General features: G+C 53.5%; 16 protein-coding genes and 1 tRNA gene. 10 read left to right on the top strand and 7 right to left on the bottom strand.

The features are described 5' to 3' along the window. The first annotated feature begins 1 nt into the window (after position 1). The gene (gene yejF / locus CSK29544_RS11775) at positions 2-1,591 is read left to right on the top strand and encodes a microcin C ABC transporter ATP-binding protein YejF (protein WP_029039351.1); all 1,590 of its coding nucleotides are present in this window, start codon (positions 2-4) and stop codon (positions 1,589-1,591) included. Between the two features lie 3 nt (positions 1,592-1,594). Here yejF and CSK29544_RS11770 read toward each other — a convergent pair whose 3' ends face one another. From CSK29544_RS11770 to rsuA, 3 genes are all read right to left on the bottom strand, one after another. Then, a complete protein-coding gene (locus tag CSK29544_RS11770) occupies positions 1,595-1,939 on the bottom strand; it encodes a YejG family protein (protein WP_004387437.1) in 345 nt (114 codons plus the stop codon). Between the two features lie 334 nt (positions 1,940-2,273). After that, complete coding sequence (locus CSK29544_RS11765; RefSeq protein ID WP_007890789.1) at positions 2,274-3,470, bottom strand: Bcr/CflA family multidrug efflux MFS transporter; 1,197 nt, start codon at positions 3,468-3,470, stop codon at positions 2,274-2,276. Positions 3,471-3,485: 15 nt separating this feature from the next. Continuing rightward, the gene (rsuA, locus tag CSK29544_RS11760) at positions 3,486-4,193 is read right to left on the bottom strand and encodes a 16S rRNA pseudouridine(516) synthase RsuA (protein WP_007890788.1); all 708 of its coding nucleotides are present in this window, start codon (positions 4,191-4,193) and stop codon (positions 3,486-3,488) included. Between the two features lie 170 nt (positions 4,194-4,363). Between rsuA and radD the strand changes: the two genes are divergently transcribed. After that, complete coding sequence (gene radD / locus CSK29544_RS11755; RefSeq protein WP_007890787.1) at positions 4,364-6,124, top strand: DNA repair helicase RadD; 1,761 nt, start codon at positions 4,364-4,366, stop codon at positions 6,122-6,124. A 126-nt stretch (positions 6,125-6,250) separates the two neighbouring features. After that, positions 6,251-6,535 (top strand): 50S ribosomal protein L25, encoded by a 285-nt coding sequence (rplY, locus tag CSK29544_RS11750; RefSeq protein ID WP_004387433.1) that lies wholly within the window; start codon positions 6,251-6,253, stop codon positions 6,533-6,535. 101 nt (positions 6,536-6,636) lie between these two features. On the opposite strand, the gene yejK is transcribed toward rplY, so the two are convergent. After that, positions 6,637-7,641 (bottom strand): nucleoid-associated protein YejK, encoded by a 1,005-nt coding sequence (gene yejK / locus CSK29544_RS11745; protein ID WP_004387432.1) that lies wholly within the window; start codon positions 7,639-7,641, stop codon positions 6,637-6,639. Between the two features lie 134 nt (positions 7,642-7,775). On the opposite strand from yejK, the gene CSK29544_RS11740 reads away from it, so the two are divergent. The 4 genes from CSK29544_RS11740 to CSK29544_RS22895 all read left to right on the top strand — a co-directional run bounded on the left by CSK29544_RS11740 (position 7,776) and on the right by CSK29544_RS22895 (position 10,860). Beyond that, the gene (locus CSK29544_RS11740) at positions 7,776-8,003 is read left to right on the top strand and encodes a YejL family protein (protein WP_004387431.1); all 228 of its coding nucleotides are present in this window, start codon (positions 7,776-7,778) and stop codon (positions 8,001-8,003) included. 19 nt (positions 8,004-8,022) lie between these two features. After that, positions 8,023-9,786 carry an LPS biosynthesis-modulating metalloenzyme YejM gene (gene yejM, locus CSK29544_RS11735; protein WP_007890786.1) on the top strand — a complete coding sequence of 588 codons (1,764 nt, stop codon included), beginning with the start codon at positions 8,023-8,025 and terminating at the stop codon, positions 9,784-9,786. 74 nt (positions 9,787-9,860) lie between these two features. After that, a tRNA-Pro gene (locus CSK29544_RS11730) sits at positions 9,861-9,937 on the top strand. Positions 9,938-10,545: 608 nt separating this feature from the next. Next, positions 10,546-10,860, top strand: coding sequence for a LysR family transcriptional regulator (locus CSK29544_RS22895; RefSeq protein ID WP_085958990.1), 315 nt, complete (start codon positions 10,546-10,548; stop codon positions 10,858-10,860). Here CSK29544_RS22895 and CSK29544_RS11725 read toward each other — a convergent pair. Then, positions 10,795-11,492 (bottom strand): IS1-like element IS1B family transposase gene (locus CSK29544_RS11725; protein ID WP_095033700.1). Its coding sequence is split into 2 segments (ribosomal slippage): positions 10,795-11,243 and positions 11,243-11,492, totalling 699 coding nucleotides; the frame shifts between segments, so codons are not numbered across the junction. The two genes, CSK29544_RS22895 and CSK29544_RS11725, sit on opposite strands and share 66 nt — an antisense overlap. 265 nt (positions 11,493-11,757) lie before the next feature. Between CSK29544_RS11725 and CSK29544_RS11720 the strand changes: the two genes are divergently transcribed. Beyond that, positions 11,758-12,213, top strand: a complete 456-nt coding sequence (locus CSK29544_RS11720; protein ID WP_241720330.1) for a hypothetical protein — start codon at positions 11,758-11,760, stop codon at positions 12,211-12,213. A gap of 116 nt (positions 12,214-12,329) precedes the next feature. On the opposite strand, the gene CSK29544_RS11715 is transcribed toward CSK29544_RS11720, so the two are convergent. Beyond that, a complete protein-coding gene (locus CSK29544_RS11715; RefSeq protein ID WP_029039751.1) occupies positions 12,330-12,683 on the bottom strand; it encodes a hypothetical protein in 354 nt (117 codons plus the stop codon). Between the two features lie 778 nt (positions 12,684-13,461). On the opposite strand from CSK29544_RS11715, the gene inv reads away from it, so the two are divergent. Then, positions 13,462-16,257 carry an inverse autotransporter invasin Inv gene (gene inv, locus CSK29544_RS11710; RefSeq protein ID WP_029039750.1) on the top strand — a complete coding sequence of 932 codons (2,796 nt, stop codon included), beginning with the start codon at positions 13,462-13,464 and terminating at the stop codon, positions 16,255-16,257. A 380-nt stretch (positions 16,258-16,637) separates the two neighbouring features. Here the strand turns inward: inv and CSK29544_RS11705 are convergent. Further along, positions 16,638-17,335 (bottom strand): IS1-like element IS1B family transposase gene (locus tag CSK29544_RS11705; RefSeq protein ID WP_095033700.1). Its coding sequence is split into 2 segments (ribosomal slippage): positions 16,638-17,086 and positions 17,086-17,335, totalling 699 coding nucleotides; the frame shifts between segments, so codons are not numbered across the junction. A 200-nt stretch (positions 17,336-17,535) separates the two neighbouring features. Here CSK29544_RS11705 and CSK29544_RS11700 point away from each other — a divergent pair. Beyond that, positions 17,536-18,498, top strand: a complete 963-nt coding sequence (locus CSK29544_RS11700) for a fimbrial protein (RefSeq protein ID WP_007897490.1) — start codon at positions 17,536-17,538, stop codon at positions 18,496-18,498. The last annotated feature ends 9 nt before the right edge of the window (positions 18,499-18,507 follow it).

Below are 18,507 nucleotides of genomic sequence, written 5' to 3'. Positions count from 1 at the left end.
TATGACGCACCCTCTGCTTTCCATCGACAATCTTTCCATCGCGTTTCGCCAGCAGGGCGTTGAGCGTCAGGTGGTGGATTCGCTGTCGCTGGCTATTGAGCCGGGCGAAACGCTGGCGCTGGTGGGCGAATCGGGCTCCGGAAAAAGCGTCACGGCCCTTTCCGTGCTGCGTCTGCTCCCGTCGCCGCCGGTGGTTTATCCGCAGGGCGATATCCGCTTTCAGGGGCAGTCGCTGCTGCACGCCAGCGAACGCGAACTGCGCGCGGTGCGCGGCAACCAGATAGCGATGATTTTTCAGGAGCCAATGGTTTCCTTAAACCCGCTGCATACCGTGGAAAAACAGCTCTATGAAGTGCTGGCGCTGCACCGTGGCATGCGTCGCGAGCCCGCGCGCGCCGAGATCCTCACCTGTCTTGAGCGCGTCGGTATTCGCAACGCATCGCAGCGGATGAACGATTTCCCGCACCAGCTTTCCGGCGGCGAACGCCAGCGCGTGATGATCGCGATGGCGCTGTTGACCCGCCCGGCGCTGCTCATCGCCGATGAACCGACCACCGCGCTGGACGTCACGGTGCAGGCGCAAATCCTGCAACTGCTGGCGGAGCTGAAGCGCGAACTCAACATGGGGCTGCTGTTCATCACCCATAACCTGAATATCGTCAAACGGCTCGCGGATAACGTGGCGGTGATGCAGAACGGGCGCTGCGTGGAGCAAAACTGCGCCGCGGCGCTGTTCGCCACGCCCGCGCATGACTACACCCGGCGCCTGATTAACGCCGAGCCGGACGGCTCTCCGGTGCCGCTTCCTGAGCCTGCCGTGCCTTTACTCACTGTGCGTGGGCTGAGCGTGGCGTTTGAGAAGCGTCGCGGGCTGCTGCGGCGCGTCGCGGGCTATCATCATGCGCTCAAAAATTTAAGCTTTACGCTGCATGCGGGCGAAAGCCTGGGGCTGGTGGGCGAATCGGGGTCGGGCAAGAGTACGTCAGGGCTTGCGCTGCTGCGCCTTATCGCCTCAAAAGGCGAGATTGTTTTCGACGGGCATCCGCTGCACGCACTCAACCGCCACGCGCTACTGCCGCTGCGCCGCCGGATTCAGGTGGTGTTTCAGGATCCGAACTCATCGCTTAACCCGCGTCTTGACGTACAAAGCATTATCGCCGAAGGGCTGCGCGTCCATCAGCCAGCGCTGACCCCGGCTGAGCGCGAGGCGCAGGTGATTGATGTGATGCGCGAAGTGGGGCTCGATCCCGAAACGCGCCACCGTTACCCGAGCGAATTTTCCGGCGGCCAGCGCCAGCGCATCGCCATCGCGCGGGCGCTGATCTTAAAACCCGAGTTGCTTATCCTGGATGAACCGACGTCGTCGCTCGATCGCACCGTACAGGCGCAGATCCTTTCGCTGCTGAAAAAGCTACAGCAAGAGCATCAGCTCGCTTACCTGTTTATCAGCCATGATTTGCAGGTGGTGCGCTCGCTGTGTCATCAGGTGGTGGTGTTGCGTCAGGGAGAGGTGATTGAGCAGGGCGACTGTCAGACGGTTTTCGCCGCCCCGCGTGAGGCCTATACGCGCGAGCTGTTAACGCTGCGCTAAGGCTCAGAAAGGATTCTGGCCGGAAAACGGCTCGGCAATTGCCACGCCGAAATTCTTCAGCCGACAGGTGGCCGCGAACTCATCCTGATGGCTCACGAACAGACACGGCTCGCCTTCGCACTCCAGCACGGAGCAATCCACCGAGATATCATTCAACGCCTGGCTGAGCTTCTGCATCACCGGCCAGGCTTTTTCGCCGTCCGGGCTTAACAGGCGCAGGCCAACCAGACAGTTGTCGCAATCCGGGCCCTGTTGCGGAATCGGTTCAACTTTTGAACCGGCGAAACCCGCCCGCCACCGATAGCTCTGCGGCAAGCGATGAACGATAGAGAGTTGTAGCGTATTCAAGATAGTGTCCCCGGAAACATAAATTTTACAAGTCATTCACATAAAGATTAACACATGTTGACAAAAAGTGATCGTATCAACAAAGAAAACGGTTTCATTGCCACCGCATCCTCCGGTTATTTCCTCACCAGCGAGGCGGTTATTTTGTGCGTTGGCTCGCATTTTGGCGCTATATGTACCCCGTTACGCGCCCCGACACAACCTTTTTTAATACAAGGCCGTGACTTTTTACGCGATATATTTTTACATTCAGGAAACGAAAATGACTCAAGAAAGCGCGCCAGAGGGACTTAATGCGTGACTAAAAGGCGGGAGTGATACTCCCGCGAGAAGATCAGACAGCGCGTCGGCGAGGACGGCTGGCGTAGAGATAGAAAAGAATGGAACAGGTAGCGCAGAAGAAGATGGAAAGCAGCATCGGCCAGGCGGAGTTGAACGTCGCCATAGAGAGCAGCGCGCCCATAATCGCCCCGATCCCGAAGCGGAACGTGCCTGCGAGCGACGAGGCCGTTCCCGCCATATGCGGAAACTCATCCAGGATAACCGCCATCGCGTTGGACGCCACCAGCGACACACAGCCGACAAACGCCGCCACGCCCAGCACCAGCGACCAGAAGCCGACATCAAACTGCGCGCTAATCACCAGCCACACGGCCATCGCAAACTGAATAAACAGCCCGGCGCGGAACATTTTCAGCGCGCCCACGCGGCGCACAAAGCGGCTGTTAATGATGGTCATCACGAACAGAAACACGATATTCAGCGCGAAGTAATAACCGAAGTGCTGCGGCGAAACGTGATTCAGTTCGATATAGACAAACGGCCCGGCGCTTAAAAACGAAAACATGCCGGCAAAGCTGAAGCCGCTCGCCAGCATATAGCTCAGGACGCGCTTATGGCGAAACAGCGTGGCGAAGTTGCCAAGCGTGGTGCGAAAGTGAAACTTCTGGCGACGCTCCACCGGCAGCGTTTCGCGGATAAGAAAGAAAATCATGGCGCAGGCGAGCAGCGCCAGCACCGCGAGGATCCAGAAAATCACGTGCCAGTTAAACCAGACCAGCACCGCCCCGCCCGCCATCGGTGCCAGCAGCGGCGCGATGGTCGTCACCAGCATCACAAAGGACATCATGCGCGAGAACTCTTCCTTCGGGTAGATATCGCGCATCAGGGCGTTAATCACCACGCTTGCCGCCGCCGCGGAAAGCCCGTGCAGAAAACGCATATAAATGAGCTGGTCGATGCTCTGGGCCAGCGCGCAGGCGATGGCGGCCGCCGCGAATATCAGCGTGCCGCCAAGAATAACCGGCTTGCGTCCCAGACTGTCGGCCATCGGCCCATAAAAAAGCTGGCCGATAGCAAAGCCCAGAATATAGGTGCTGAGCGTCATCTGGGCGCTGCCCGCCTCGACGCCAAACTCGCTGGCGATAACCGGCAGCGCCGGGAGATACATATCGATAGAGAGCGGCATCAGCATGGCCAGCAGGCCAAGAATAAACACAATACCCAGCGACGAATTCTGCCTGGTGGTCACAGTTGACTCCTGAAATTAGCGTGACGGCATGCCAACGCTGGTAATTTCGTCTTCGGTTAACGGGCGGTATTCGCCAGGCGCAAGCTCAGGATCGAGTTCAATCGCCCCGATGCGCTCGCGATGCAGACCGACAACGTGATTACCCACCGCCGCAAACATACGCTTCACCTGATGATAGCGCCCTTCGCTGATGGTGAGACGCACTTCGGTCGGGGTGATCACTTCAAGCTGCGCCGGTTTGGTGAGATCTTTTTCGTTGTTGAGCTGTACGCCTTTGGCAAACAGCGCCGCGGTGTCATCCGCCACCGGCGATTCCAGCGTCACCAGATAGGTTTTCTCACAATGATGGCGCGGCGAGGTGATGCGATGCGACCACTGGCCGTCGTCAGTCATCAGCACCAGCCCGGTGGTGTCGATATCCAGTCGCCCTGCGGCGTGCAGCTTATGCGCGACCGGCTCGTCCAGAAAGTAGAGCACCGTCGGATGATCCGGATCGTCGGTGGAGCAGACGTAGCCCTGCGGTTTATTCAGCATAAAATAGCGCGGGCCGTTCTGCTGGATGAGCGGATTGCCGTCATATTCGACGTCGTGATCCGCCAGCAGTTTAAAAGCGCTGTCTTTTACAATCTCGCCATCCACCGTGACCCGGCTGGCGCGAATTTCACGGCCAGCAATAGCGCGGCTGACGCCAAGCTGCTGGGCGATAAATTTATCAAGTCGCATTACGTTTATAAGCCTGTTGTTGATGCAGTTCCGACGCGGGGGCGGGCAAAGCGCCCGTCAATATGCTTGAAGCGGAATCAGAGCCGTCAGTATAACGGGCAATGGCCCGCTCACAAGATGAAAATGATTCGTGGCATAATATTAGCGTGATCCCTATTTCTGCAGGCCCCATGTCCTTTACTTTACGTCCCTACCAGCGCGAAGCGGTGGATGCCACCCTTAACCATTTTCGCCGCCACGACGCGCCAGCGGCGATCGTTCTGCCGACCGGCGCAGGCAAAAGCCTGGTGATCGCCGAACTGGCGCGGCTCGCACGCGGCCGTGTGCTGGTGCTCGCCCACGTGAAAGAGCTGGTGGCGCAAAACCATGCGAAATATCTGGCGCTCGGGCTTGAGGCCGATATTTACGCGGCCGGTCTCGCACGCAAAGAGAGCCACGGCAAGGTCGTGTTCGGCAGCGTGCAGTCGGTGGCGCGCTACCTCGACCATTTTCAGGGAGAATTCTCGCTGGTGATTGTCGATGAGTGCCATCGCATTAGCGATGACGACGACAGTCAGTATCAGCAAATTCTCACGCACCTGCGTAAGCAGAACCCGCGCCTGCGCTTACTGGGGCTGACCGCGACACCGTTTCGCCTCGGCAAGGGCTGGATTTACCAGTTCCATTATCACGGCATGGTGCGCGGCGATGAAAAAGCGCTGTTTCGCGACTGCATCTACGAGCTGCCGCTGCGCTACATGATTAAACACGGCTACCTGACGCCGCCGGAGCGGCTCGATATGCCGGTGGTACAATATGATTTCAGCCGTCTGCAGGCCCAGAGCAACGGGCTGTTCAGCGAGGCTGACCTTAACCGCGAGCTGAAACAGCAGCAGCGCATCACGCCGCATATCGTGAGCCAGATAGTTGAATTCGCCGCTGACCGGCGCGGCGCGATGATTTTCGCCGCAACCGTCGAGCACGCGCGTGAAATCACCGGCCTGCTGCCTGCGGGCGAAGCGGCGCTTATCACCGGCGAAACGCCAGGACGCGAACGCGACGCGATTATTGAGGCGTTTAAAGCTCAGCAACTGCGTTTTCTCGTCAACGTGGCGGTACTCACCACCGGCTTTGACGCGCCGCATGTGGATCTCATCGCTATTCTGCGCCCGACCGAATCGGTCAGCCTCTATCAGCAGATTGTCGGGCGCGGGCTACGGCTGTCGCCGGGCAAAAAAGATTGCCTGATCCTTGATTACGCGGGTAACCCGCACGATCTCTACGCGCCGGAAGTGGGCGCGCCGAAGGGTAAAAGCGACAATGTGCCGGTGCAGGTCTTCTGCCCCGCCTGCGGTTTCGCCAATACCTTCTGGGGCAAAACCACGGCGGATGGCACGCTTATCGAGCATTTCGGCCGCCGCTGCCAGGGCTGGTTCGAAGATGACGATGGCCACCGTGAACAGTGCGACTACCGCTTCCGCTTTAAAAATTGTCCGCACTGCAACGCGGAAAACGACATCGCCGCGCGGCGCTGCCGCGAATGCGACAAGGTGCTGGTAGACCCGGACGACATGCTGAAAGCGGCGCTGAAGCTTAAAGACGCGCTGGTGCTGCGTTGCGGCGGGATGCAACTCCAGCCGGGCGCCGATGAGAAAGGCGAATGGCTGAAAGTGACCTATTACGATGAGGACGGCGCGGACGTCAGCGAACGCTTCCGCCTGCACACGCCCGCGCAGCGCACCGCCTTTGAACAGCTTTTTATTCGCCCGCACACCCGCACGCCGGGCGTGCCGCTGCGCTGGATAACCGTCAACGATATCGTCGCCCAGCAGGCGCTGTTGCGTCATCCCGATTTTGTGGTGGCCAGGCTCAAAGGCCAGTACTGGCAGGTGCGTGAAAAGGTGTTCGATTATAACGGGCGGTTCCGCCGCGCCAATGAATTACGCGGTTAGCGGCGGTTTTCGTTGCCCCTGCGCGCTCGAATAGCTATAATGCCGCCCGCTTTTGCATCCGCAAAGCCAGTCATTTGCCTGTTGCTGGGTCGCCTGTAACAGGTTTCTTTATTAAGAGAGATGTCAATGTTTACTATCAACGCTGAAGTACGTAAAGAGCAGGGTAAGGGTGCGAGCCGCCGCCTGCGTCACGCCAACAAGTTCCCGGCTATCGTTTACGGTGGCACCGAGGCTCCGGTTGCAATCGAACTGGACCACGACAAAGTGATGAACATGCAGGCTAAACCGGAGTTTTACAGCGAAGTGCTGACTCTGGCTATCGATGGCAAAGAAGTTAAAGTAAAAGTTCAGGCTGTACAGCGTCACCCGTACAAACCGAAACTGCACCACATCGACTTCGTTCGCGCGTAAGTGCAATGAAGAAAAAACGCCGCGCTATGCGGCGTTTTTTTTTGCCTGTGATTCAGGCGCAAAAATTAAGGGCGGAAATTCCGCCCTTTTTCATTTCACGTTTATTTGCCTGACGTCCGGCGCTGTAGCTGATCGCGCAGGTTCGGCGGCGTGCCTTTAATGGTCAGCGTGTCGGTCGCCGGGTCCCAGAAAATACGCTCGCCAAGCAGCATGGCGTCGAAGTTAATCGTAAGCCCGCCGCCGCTGCCGGCGTATTTGGTCAGCTGACGCAGCGTGCTGCGATCCGCCGGGAAGGTCTCTTCCAGCTCATAGCCCTGCTCCGCCGTAAACTCCTGGAAGCTTTTCTCGCCAAAACTCGGCAGCTCTTTGGAAAGCTCAGACAGCGCAATTTCTTCGCCCGCCTGCAACTGCTCGTTACAGTAGCTGTAGACCTGCGCGCGCACGTTCTGGCGCTCGGCTTTATCGAGCTGCGCCTCGGCAGTGAAATCATCCAGCGCCTGCAACAGCCCGCGGTTCTGCGCTTTGGTATCAAGCCCCACGCTCGCGCCCAGGAAATCCATAAAGAAATCGGCGACCTTGCGCCCTACCCGGCCTTTCAGGAAGGTTAAGTAGCGGGTCGATTCCGGGTTGGTTTCCCATTCGGTCAGATCAATGCGCGCGACGATATCGGCGTGGTTGATATCCAGATAGTGCGTGGTGCTGATGTCCAGCTGTTCGTTAACGCGCATGCTGCTTAAATTGTTCAGCACCGCCACCAGCAGGTATTCGACCGCGAGATAACGATAGTGACAAAACAGCACGATGCCGCCATCCGCGAACGGGTATTTCGCCAGCTCGTCACGCAGACGGCCAGTGGCCGCGCGGCTGAACGCCAGGAAATCTTCATCGCCGCGACGGCACTGACGCAGCGCCTCGGCAAGCTCGCTCTCTTCGTTAAAAAGACCGTAGGCTTTGCTTTTCGCGCTGTAGACGCGATGCAGCTCGGCCATCATTTCCGTGACCGTATTGCCAGGTTCAAGCAGCGAGTCGCGCAGGATAAGCTCCAGGTTCTGCTCATCGCGCTTAATTAACTGATGTAAGGCAATCTGGTTGATATCCAGACTCATGATAAACTCTCCTGTTGGGCAGGGGCGTATTCAACCACTGCCTGCCGTCCTGCGCAACCGCTGATAAAAAAGCGGAAATAAAGCCACTGCTACGGTAAGATATTGGACTTTCCTGAACAAACTGATGTTGATTTATGCCACAACTATCCCGCTATAGTGACGAACGCGTTGAAGAATTACTGACTGAACTGGCGAGCGTGCTGTCAAAGCACAAGGCGCCGACCGACCTTTCCCTGATGGTACTTGGGAATATGGTCACCAATGTTATCAATAACAGCGTGGCTCCCGCGCAGCGCAAGACGCTGGCGCGCTCCTTCGCGGAGGCGTTGCAGTCCTCCATTCGCGACGATAACGCGCATTAAGGAAGAACGTTAAAAAGCTATGGTGACTAACCGTCAGCGCTACCGCGAAAAAGTCTCCCAGATGATCAGCTGGGGGCACTGGTTCGCCCTGTTCAATATTCTCTTCTCCATTGTCCTCGGTAGCCGCTATCTGTTTATCGCCGACTGGCCCACGACCCTGACGGGCCGGGTTTACTCCTACGTGAGTCTGGTGGGCCACTTTAGCTTTCTGGTGTTTGCCACGTATCTGCTGATCCTGTTCCCGCTCACGTTTATCGTGATGTCGCAACGGCTGATGCGGTTCCTGTCGGCGATTCTCGCGACCATCGGCATGACGCTGCTGCTGGTCGACAGCGAAGTCTTTACCCGCTTCCACCTGCATATCAATCCGGTGGTCTGGCAGGTGGTGATTAACCCCGATCAAAGCGAAATGGCCCGCGACTGGCAGCTGATGTTTATTGCGGTGCCGGTGATTTTGCTTATCGAGATGCTGTTCGCCACCTGGAGCTGGCAGAAGCTGCGCAGCCTGACGCGCCGCCGCCGGTACGCGCGCCCCGTGGCCGCGCTCTTTTTCGCCTCGTTTGTGACTACGCACGTGATGTATATCTGGGCCGATGCCAATTTCTACCGTCCGGTCACGATGCAGCGCGCGAACCTCCCGCTCTCCTACCCGATGACGGCGCGCCGTTTTCTGGAAAAACATGGCCTGCTGGATGCGCAGGAGTATCAGCGCCGTCTGGTGGAGCAAGGCGATCCGGAGGCGGTCAGCGTGCAATATCCGCTGAGCGATCTGCGCTACGGCGATATGGGCTCCGGGCATAACGTGCTGTTGATTACGGTCGATGGCCTGAACTACTCGCGCTTTGAAAAACAGATGCCGTCGCTTGCGCAGTTTGCGCACGACAACATCAATTTCACCCAGCATTTCAGCTCCGGGAATCTGACCGATAGCGGCATTTTTGGTCTGTTCTACGGAATTTCGCCGGGTTACATGGATGGCGTGCTGGCCGCACGTATTCCGGCGGCGCTGATCACCGCGCTGAATCAGCAGGGGTATCAGCTCGGCCTGTTCGCGTCAGATGGTTTCAGCAGTTCGCTGTACCGCCAGGCGCTGCTGTCGGACTTCTCACTCCCGACGACACAGCCGCAGGGCGACGATCAAACCGCGTCGCAGTGGATTAGCTGGCTCAACAAATACGCGTCAGAAGATAACCGCTGGTTCTCATGGGTCTCCTTCAATGGCACCAACATTGATGAAGATACTCAGCAGGCGGCCTTTACGCGCCGCTACGCCCGCGCGGCGGGGAATGTGGATACGCAGATTGATCGCGTGCTGGCGTCGCTTAAAGCGAGCGGTAAGCTGGATAATACCGTTGTGATTATCACGGCGGGCCGCGGCGTTCCGTTAGGCAAGCAGCAGGAGAGCTTCGGCTGGGATCGCTCGCGCATTCAGGTGCCGCTGGTTATCCACTGGCCGGGCACGCCTGCGCAGCGCGTGACGAAACTGACCGATCATCAGGACGTGATGACGACCCTGATGCAGCGTCTGTTGCATGTGCGCACACCGGCTTATGAATATTCGCAGGGCGAAGATCTCTTCTCCCCTGCCCGCCGCAATAACTGGGTGGTGAGCGCGGATAACAATACGCTGGCGGTGACGACGCCGCAGATGACGCTGGTGCTGGACAACAACGGCAACTACCGGATGTATGACCTGCGCGGCGAACGAATGAAGGACGATAAACCGCAGCTCAGCCTGCTGCTGCAGGTGCTGACGGATGAAAAACGCTTCATTGCTAACTGATTGATTATTTATAAATCACTCGGCCTGGCGCGGCTTGCAATCAGCGTGAAAACGGGTAGTATAAGCCTCCACGTCGGCACGTAGCGCAGCCTGGTAGCGCACTGTCATGGGGTGTCAGGGGTCGGAGGTTCAAATCCTCTCGTGCCGACCAAAATTTAAATGCGTCAGTCCGCAGCAATGTGAGTGGCACATTACCCCGGAAAAGAGCAAGTCGAGAGACTTGCTCTTTTTATATCTGTCGTATCCTGACCGATGCGTTTATCATTCCCGTCCCTGTCAATACCCCCTCTCTTTAGGCAAAAAATAGCCAGTCGCACACTGACGCATACCTGTGATTTCATGTCTGCTCGCCTGAAACATTACAGGCAGTCAGAAAGAGATGTCCGCGGTTGATTTTACTGCTCTCCTGCTACAGACCGGCTATTATCTGTACCTGCTAATAGCGAATATCAAATAAAAAATTACACGCACAACATCATCATGTTCTGGTATGCCACCCTAAAATTTGCCTGGTAAAATAATGACGGAATCAGCATGAGCCGCTCATTGCTTATTACCATCCAGAAATGTGCGATTAATGCGCATTCTGTCAGCCATTTTTGAGCCAAGGATAATAGCTAATCGCGTATCTTACCTGTGAGAGACCTGCACAGGAGCACGGACAGACAGCTACTACATATGAGGGATCTGGAAGGTATTATTTTCCCATCAATCATCTTCAAATATGTTGTTGAAGAAGGAAACTTTTGAACGGGGGTAATGATGAACTTGTTAATATCAAAAAAATTAAAATACTTTATTGTTTGTTTTGAAGCGAAATGCATCAACAGTGCGGCAGAGCAACTGTGTGTAACACGCTCACCTCTCGCCCGCGTAATCTACGAAATGGAAGAAAAAATGGGAGGGAAATTATTTATCAGAAAATATAATTACCTTGAACCAACAGAATTAGCGATTACGCTTTATGAGAAAATCAAACCTGTTTACGACCTCGGTAATGACTCCAACTTATTGATAGTGTTTTATGTTCAGATAATGCCCGATGACTTTGTCATGCAGCTCCACCGATTTTGAGAACGACAGCGACTTCCGTCCCAGCCGTGCCAGGTGCTGCCTCAGATTCAGGTTATGCCGCTCAATTCGCTGCGTATATCGCTTGCTGATTACGTGCAGCTTTCCCTTCAGGCGGGATTCATACAGCGGCCAGCCATCCGTCATCCATATCACCACGTCAAAGGGTGACAGCAGGCTCATAAGACGCCCCAGCGTCGCCATAGTGCGTTCACCGAATACGTGCGCAACAACCGTCTTCCGGAGCCTGTCATACGCGTAAAACAGCCAGCGCTGGCGCGATTTAGCCCCGACGTATCCCCACTGTTCGTCCATTTCCGCGCAGACGATGACGTCACTGCCCGGCTGTATGCGCGAGGTTACCGACTGCGGCCTGAGTTTTTTAAATGGCGGAAAATCGTGTTGAGGCCAACGCCCATAATGCGGGCGGTTGCCCGGCATCCAACGCCATTCATGGCCATATCAATGATTTTCTGGTGCGTACCGGGTTGAGAAGCGGTGTAAGTGAACTGCAGTTGCCATGTTTTACGGCAGTGAGAGCAGAGATAGCGCTGATGTCCGGCGGTGCTTTTGCCGTTACGCACCACCCCGTCAGTAGCTGAACAGGAGGGACAGCTGATAGAAACAGAAGCCACTGGAGCACCTCAAAAACACCATCATACACTAAATCAGTAAGTTGGCAGCATCACCTACGACCTCCTCTATTCGATAGAAAACGACTTCAGTATCTCAGCCAAATGCTCCCGATTTGAGTTACTTTGCGACATTAGTGTCCCATTGGTCATTTATCAGCATATTTTATCCTGGCTAAAAAAAACGAACCAGCCTGTGTGTTGCAGGCGCGTCTCTGTTTCCTGCGCCGATATCCAGTCTCTTCACACTAACCCCGACGCAGGCATCTTGTCCTTCAGAGAAATAGCTTACACTGATAATCTTATTTTTCATAAAGCCAGTGATGAATCCATTTTCCTTCTTATGCCTGAAACACTTCACGTCACAGCGCTAAAAAACTTTAACAGCATCCGTAATGTAAGCCTGCTTATCAGAAAGGATGTTTTCTCCAATGAGTTAAAAGGAATTATCTCAAATAGCATCAAAAGCTTTATACCGCATGTGGATATTATAGAAACAGACAGAGATACGGCCTCTATTCTCATTTCAGTAAGTTCGGGAGAAGGAATGATGTTATTACCCGAATGTCTCACTTCGTTTTTTTCGCCACCGGGTGTAAAGAAGATAAAAATACCAGACATCAGAATTCAGAGCGGGCTTTATATCAATAAAAAACATAAAAGCACAGCCATTTTTTCTGACATTATGCAAGTATTAGCTGCCATTACAAAACAAGCACAGTAATTCCTTTCCTGCTTATTAAGACCGACATGCCATAAAATCATCTCTGATGTATTGGTGTCAATCATATACATCAGAGATTTTAATACCATGCTTTACAATACAGTCTTTGCGATGTGTTATTTTTTCTTTTCGAGCACTTTATCAATATCAAATCCTGTCCTTTTCTTAATGATATAAACCAGAATACGGTTAATACCCTTTGAACCCACCAGCGCGATGCAGATGGCAATAGTTCGTGAAGATATCCGCATGCCGAAGATGGATGACATGCTAATGATATGCGGCCTGATAAGAGCAAAGAGCAGGATACTGATAATCAGATCGCCTGTTCTTTCACGCAGCCGACCGCCGCCACATAACCATCTGCCCACCTCACCCAGGGTCAGTATGATCAAAATTCTGATCATTTCTATCGGGTCGGAAATGAGTGTCATGATTATCTCTCCCAATGCTATCTTACTGCTCATCATCAATATACTCCTCAGAACATACTCACCACCTCTAACGTGTTATGTGAACCTGTAACGCACTTCATTTATAAAAGCCCCTCTCATTCTTCTCAAACCGGTACAGCCCGTTTCCGCGCACTCATCGTGTAATGAGCGTACGGACAAAGCCGCCAGACTATTTTTTCTTCCGGTAAATTGTTCGTATACAGATATTTCAGCAATAATCTTTACTCCCGTAAGCCATTCTCAAACAGCGATAAACAAAATTAATCCACGTGTAGCAGAGACCCTATTATTATCTATTTTATATAGCTTTAAACTGGCCTTTTTTTGCAAAAAAGTGAGCATAAAAATACACTTTATATATCACTCTGTTTATTAGCACGCTTAACTCCCCTTATCATCACTGGAATATTCTTATTAATCCTATTATAGTAATTTCCGCTTTCAGACTCGGCGTTAGCCAGTTAATAATGTCAGCGTTAATAACATTTACTTACATGTTCAACAAAAGGTATTGCAAAGGGTCATCATTTTTTATGCTCTCGTTGACTTTTAGCAGGAGAAACCATCGATACATTTAATCCTTATTGAAGGCGCTTTGCTGTAATTATTTAAATTCAGCAACTTACTCTTTTACATACTCATCCTGTTATTCCAGGAGCATTAATGCTGTCTGGTCTGGCATCGATATTTATATGGGAAATTAAGGCATAGGTTAATACTGCATTTTTCAGGATATTAAGATGCATTTGGCATCATTAAGGATACCTGTAGCACGGGTGTTGATTGAGAATTTATGCATGAGCAATCCATAATGGAAAAGAATACGTTAAAAATTAGCCTGTTAAAAAAGATTATTATCTGGGCGCAAATCCTCCTACAAATAGCGTTCCCTTTATTAGTATTACCCGCGCACGCCTCATCCGGGCCTGGCGCGACTGAAACAGATATGTCTGATGCGTCAACGCTTAGCGCGTCGCTTGCCAGCAGTGCGGCACAAAATGGCGCTGATGCAATGAAAAACACCGCAACACATCTCGCAACAACTCATGCGGCCTCAACGGTTGAAGAATGGTTAAGCCATTTCGGTACTGCGCAGGTCACGCTTGACGTCGATGATAACGGAAACTGGGATAATAGCGCTTTTGATTTCCTGGCTCCGTTCTATGACAATAAGAAATCCGTGCTTTTCACCCAGCTAGGCATTCGCGCACCTGATGGCCGCACGACCGGCAACATTGGCGTAGGGGTACGCACATTCTATGTCCGCGACTGGATGTTCGGCGGTAACGTCTTTTTTGATGATGATTTTACGGGTGAAAATCGCCGGATCGGATTTGGCGCTGAAGCCTGGACAAATTATCTCAAACTTTCCGCCAATACGTATATTGGAACCAGTCAATGGCACAACTCAGGCGATTTTGATAATTACAATGAAAAGCCTGCTGACGGTTATGACGTGCGCGCAGAAGGTTATCTTCCTTCGTTTCCACAGCTAGGCGCGAAATTAATGTACGAACAATATTACGGTGATAACGTGGCGTTGTTCGATAAAGATCATTTGCAGAGTAACCCCTCCGCAGTGACGGTCGGTTTAAATTATACGCCCGTGCCCCTGATTACTGCTGGCATCGATTATAAGCGTGGCCAGGATTCCATGGACGAAATGAAGTTCAGCCTGAACTTTCACTACGCGCTTGATAGCTCATGGCAGTCGCAAATCTCCCCCGAGCAAGTGGCCACACGACGGAGTCTGGCTGGCAGCCGTTACGATCTCGTTGATCGCAACAATGAAATTATCCTGCAATACAAGAAAAAAGCGACGTCAAAAGCGGTGGCGGATATGACGCTTGCAACAATAAAAAATAACAGTCCGGCGGATGGCACCTCTGCCGACACCGTTACGCTTCATGCTGTCACCGCTGATGGCAAGCCTGCCGCCCATGCCGCCATCGTCTGGACGGTGAGTGGCAACGCGGCTCTGAGCAATACGAACAGCGTGACGGATGCAAATGGCAATACGTCCGTTAACCTGACGAATACGACTGCGGGTCAGGTGATCGTGACCGCCACCTCCGGTTCTGTCGTACGCACGACATCTGCGGCATTCAATCTCTTAGTCGCAAATCTGGATCTCGTCGTCACTAAAGATAACAGTATTGCCGACGGCACCGATCAAAACGCCGCCCAGGTACAGGTGAAAGATGCCAGCGGTAAAGGACTCTCCGGCGTTGCGATATCCTGGAAAGTGGGCAATGGTGCCACAATTGTCAGCAGCGACAAGGCCACGAACAGCAGCGGTGTGGCAACGATTCATCTTTCCTCCACGACCCCGGGCGCTATAAAGCTGAGCGCCAGCGCCGGGAATAAGACGGATTCGGTAAACTCAACCTTCGTGAGCCAGACTGTCGCCGCTGTCGCAGTGACCATGACCACCAACAATTCCCCTGCGGACGGCAGCACGGCCAACGTCGCGCAGGCGCTGGTTACCACCGCATCCGGCCAGCCGATGCCGGGGGTCAGCGTCACCTGGAACGTGGGAACGGCCACCGCCACCACGCCGCTCACCGTCACCACCAACGCCAGCGGGATCGCCACGGTCAGCCTCACCGACACCACGGCGGAAACCGTCACCGTCAGCGCCAGTGCGGGCGGCAAATCCGGCAGCGCCTCTGCGGTCTTTACCGCGGTGCCGGTGAATGATGTCGCAGTGACCATGACCACCAACAATTCCCCTGCGGACGGCAGCACGGTCAACGTCGCGCAGGCGCTGGTTACCAGCGCATCCGGCCAGCCAATGCCGGGGGTCAGCGTCACCTGGAACGTGGGAACGGCCACCGCCACCACGCCGCTCACCGTCACCACCAACGCCATCGGGATCGCCACGGTCAGCCTCACCGACACCACGGCGGAAGCTATCACCGTCAGCGCCACTGCGGGCGGCAAAACCGGCAGCGCGATCGCTGTCTTTAGCGTTGTGCCGGTAAGTAGTGTCGCAGTGACCATCACCACTAACAATTCGCCTGCGGATGGCAGCACAGCTAACGTCGCGCAGGCGCTGGTTACCAGCGCGTCCGGCCAGCCGATGGCGGGCGTCAGCGTCACCTGGAACGTGGGAACGGCTACCGCCACCACACCGCTCACCGTCACCACCGATGCCAGTGGTCTCGCCACCGTCAGCCTCACCGACGCCACGGCAGAAACGGTCGCGGTCATCGCCAGCGCGGGCGGTAAATCCGGCAACGCATCCGCAACCTTTACGTCTGTTTCGCTCAAAGCGGTGAGTGTTTCGCTGAGTTCGGTCGGAAGAGGAAATGCGGCAGATCCGGGCATTACGACCGCGCTGGTAAAAGACATTAATGGCAATCCGGTGGCCGGAGCGACCGTCATTTGGTCTAACCCCGCTAACGGCTTTATCCACTGTAATAGCGGTCAATCCGTCACCGATGCGCAGGGACAGGCAACACAAACTTGCTACGCAGTGAGTGGTAACGTGTTTGGTTTCTCTACCACTGTAACGGTCGATCCACAGGATACCGTTGATCCTTCAACCCCAGTAACGGCCACCAATACCAGAGATTATTTGCTTTAAGCATGGCATCTTATTAACTCCCCTGATTTCGGCTCCGTAGGGAGCCGAAATCCTTTGCATATACGGTGTATCTCCGTTTAACGATGCACACTATTATTTCAAATATTTCCTTAGTTTTTCGCAGCAGTGATTAAACGTGGAGAAAAAACCTAATCAATTGATAATATTTACAATTATATACCATGCCGTTTTTCCCCGAATGAAGCCCCGAAAGTCCCTGGAAAAAGCACATTTCCTGTCCTGTTTTGATTCAGTATTTTTTACAGCCGTTCTTTATTCTGACCCGGACGCAGAAAACAACGGACGTCTGTTTCCGTCAGGAAAATAGTCATTCTTTTGTTTCTGTTTTTAATTACTTTGTCTGTGGTAATGACTCCAACTTATTGATAGTGTTTTATGTTCAGATAATGCCCGATGACTTTGTCATGCAGCTCCACCGATTTTGAGAACGACAGCGACTTCCGTCCCAGCCGTGCCAGGTGCTGCCTCAGATTCAGGTTATGCCGCTCAATTCGCTGCGTATATCGCTTGCTGATTACGTGCAGCTTTCCCTTCAGGCGGGATTCATACAGCGGCCAGCCATCCGTCATCCATATCACCACGTCAAAGGGTGACAGCAGGCTCATAAGACGCCCCAGCGTCGCCATAGTGCGTTCACCGAATACGTGCGCAACAACCGTCTTCCGGAGCCTGTCATACGCGTAAAACAGCCAGCGCTGGCGCGATTTAGCCCCGACGTATCCCCACTGTTCGTCCATTTCCGCGCAGACGATGACGTCACTGCCCGGCTGTATGCGCGAGGTTACCGACTGCGGCCTGAGTTTTTTAAATGGCGGAAAATCGTGTTGAGGCCAACGCCCATAATGCGGGCGGTTGCCCGGCATCCAACGCCATTCATGGCCATATCAATGATTTTCTGGTGCGTACCGGGTTGAGAAGCGGTGTAAGTGAACTGCAGTTGCCATGTTTTACGGCAGTGAGAGCAGAGATAGCGCTGATGTCCGGCGGTGCTTTTGCCGTTACGCACCACCCCGTCAGTAGCTGAACAGGAGGGACAGCTGATAGAAACAGAAGCCACTGGAGCACCTCAAAAACACCATCATACACTAAATCAGTAAGTTGGCAGCATCACCTCAGTCCTGAAAACCGCGGCAACCCTCTTTTTATCTGCACCCCTGAACAAGAGCCAGGAAATAAACAGTATAAAAATAGGCGATGACATCTGGCGTTATTACGTCCGGATGAATGCAAGTCAGCCATTTATTTAAGGTAGAAAACATGAAAAACCAGAAAATATTATATCACACTTTATGTGTGGTAGTGTTGCTCATTGCGGGTATAACACAAGCATTAGCGAATTGTGTTATCTATCCGCAACCTGATGCGACTGTGAATTTCGGAACAGTGACGGTGACATCAGATATTCCCGTCGGCGGGGTTATCGCTTCGCAATCAATACCCGCCACAAATAATAAAGAAATGGAGTGTGACGCTGGATCTTACGGTTATTTTCATTTTCACTTATCTTATTCTGCGAATGAAACCTCCATCAGCCATGTCTATGAAACAAACCTTCAGGGCATTGGGGTTCGCGTTTTGCAAAATGGGTTTTATTTTACGTCCCCCTATACTTCAAGCCCTGTCTGGACAGGCCCGACTGCAGCTTATGATGCGAATCCGACCATTGTCGATCTCATAAAAACATCTGATACGCCAGAAGCCGGGGTTTTAGATATAAAGCAATTGGCCGTCAAAAATTTCTATTATTCCTCAGCGGAACATCAGGACAGAGCGTACAACATGGGAAATACAACAATTGTCGTTCCTTCCCTGTCATGTACCGTTCTGACGCCTACGGTTGCGGCAAATTTAAACAATCATCTCACCACAGAGTTTACCGGTATCAACAGCACCACAGCCAGTGTGGAGCTTCCGATTAAACTCAGCTGCCCTGCCGGAATTATGGTGTATGCAAAACTGGATGCCACGGCAGACACGGCCACCCCTCAACCGGGCGCCATTAAATTAACGCCCAGCAGCGTACTGACCGCCAGCGGCGTGGCCATTCAAATTGTGGACGCCAATAATAATGGCGTTCCGATCGGCAGCATTAGCCAATTTAAACCACTTACTCCAACCATACTCAATTTTGGCTGGAAGGCCCGTTATTTACAAACGGCAGAGATAGTCGCCGCCGGTGATGCGAATGCTTCGGCCACCGTGACTATCAATTACCAATAACAGGAGAAA

This window comes from Cronobacter sakazakii (assembly GCF_000982825.1).
GTDB classification, from domain to species: Bacteria; Pseudomonadota; Gammaproteobacteria; order Enterobacterales; family Enterobacteriaceae; genus Cronobacter; species Cronobacter sakazakii.
Note: the sequence above shows the minus strand (reverse complement) of the source record. Positions and strands in the feature narration are given on the sequence as shown.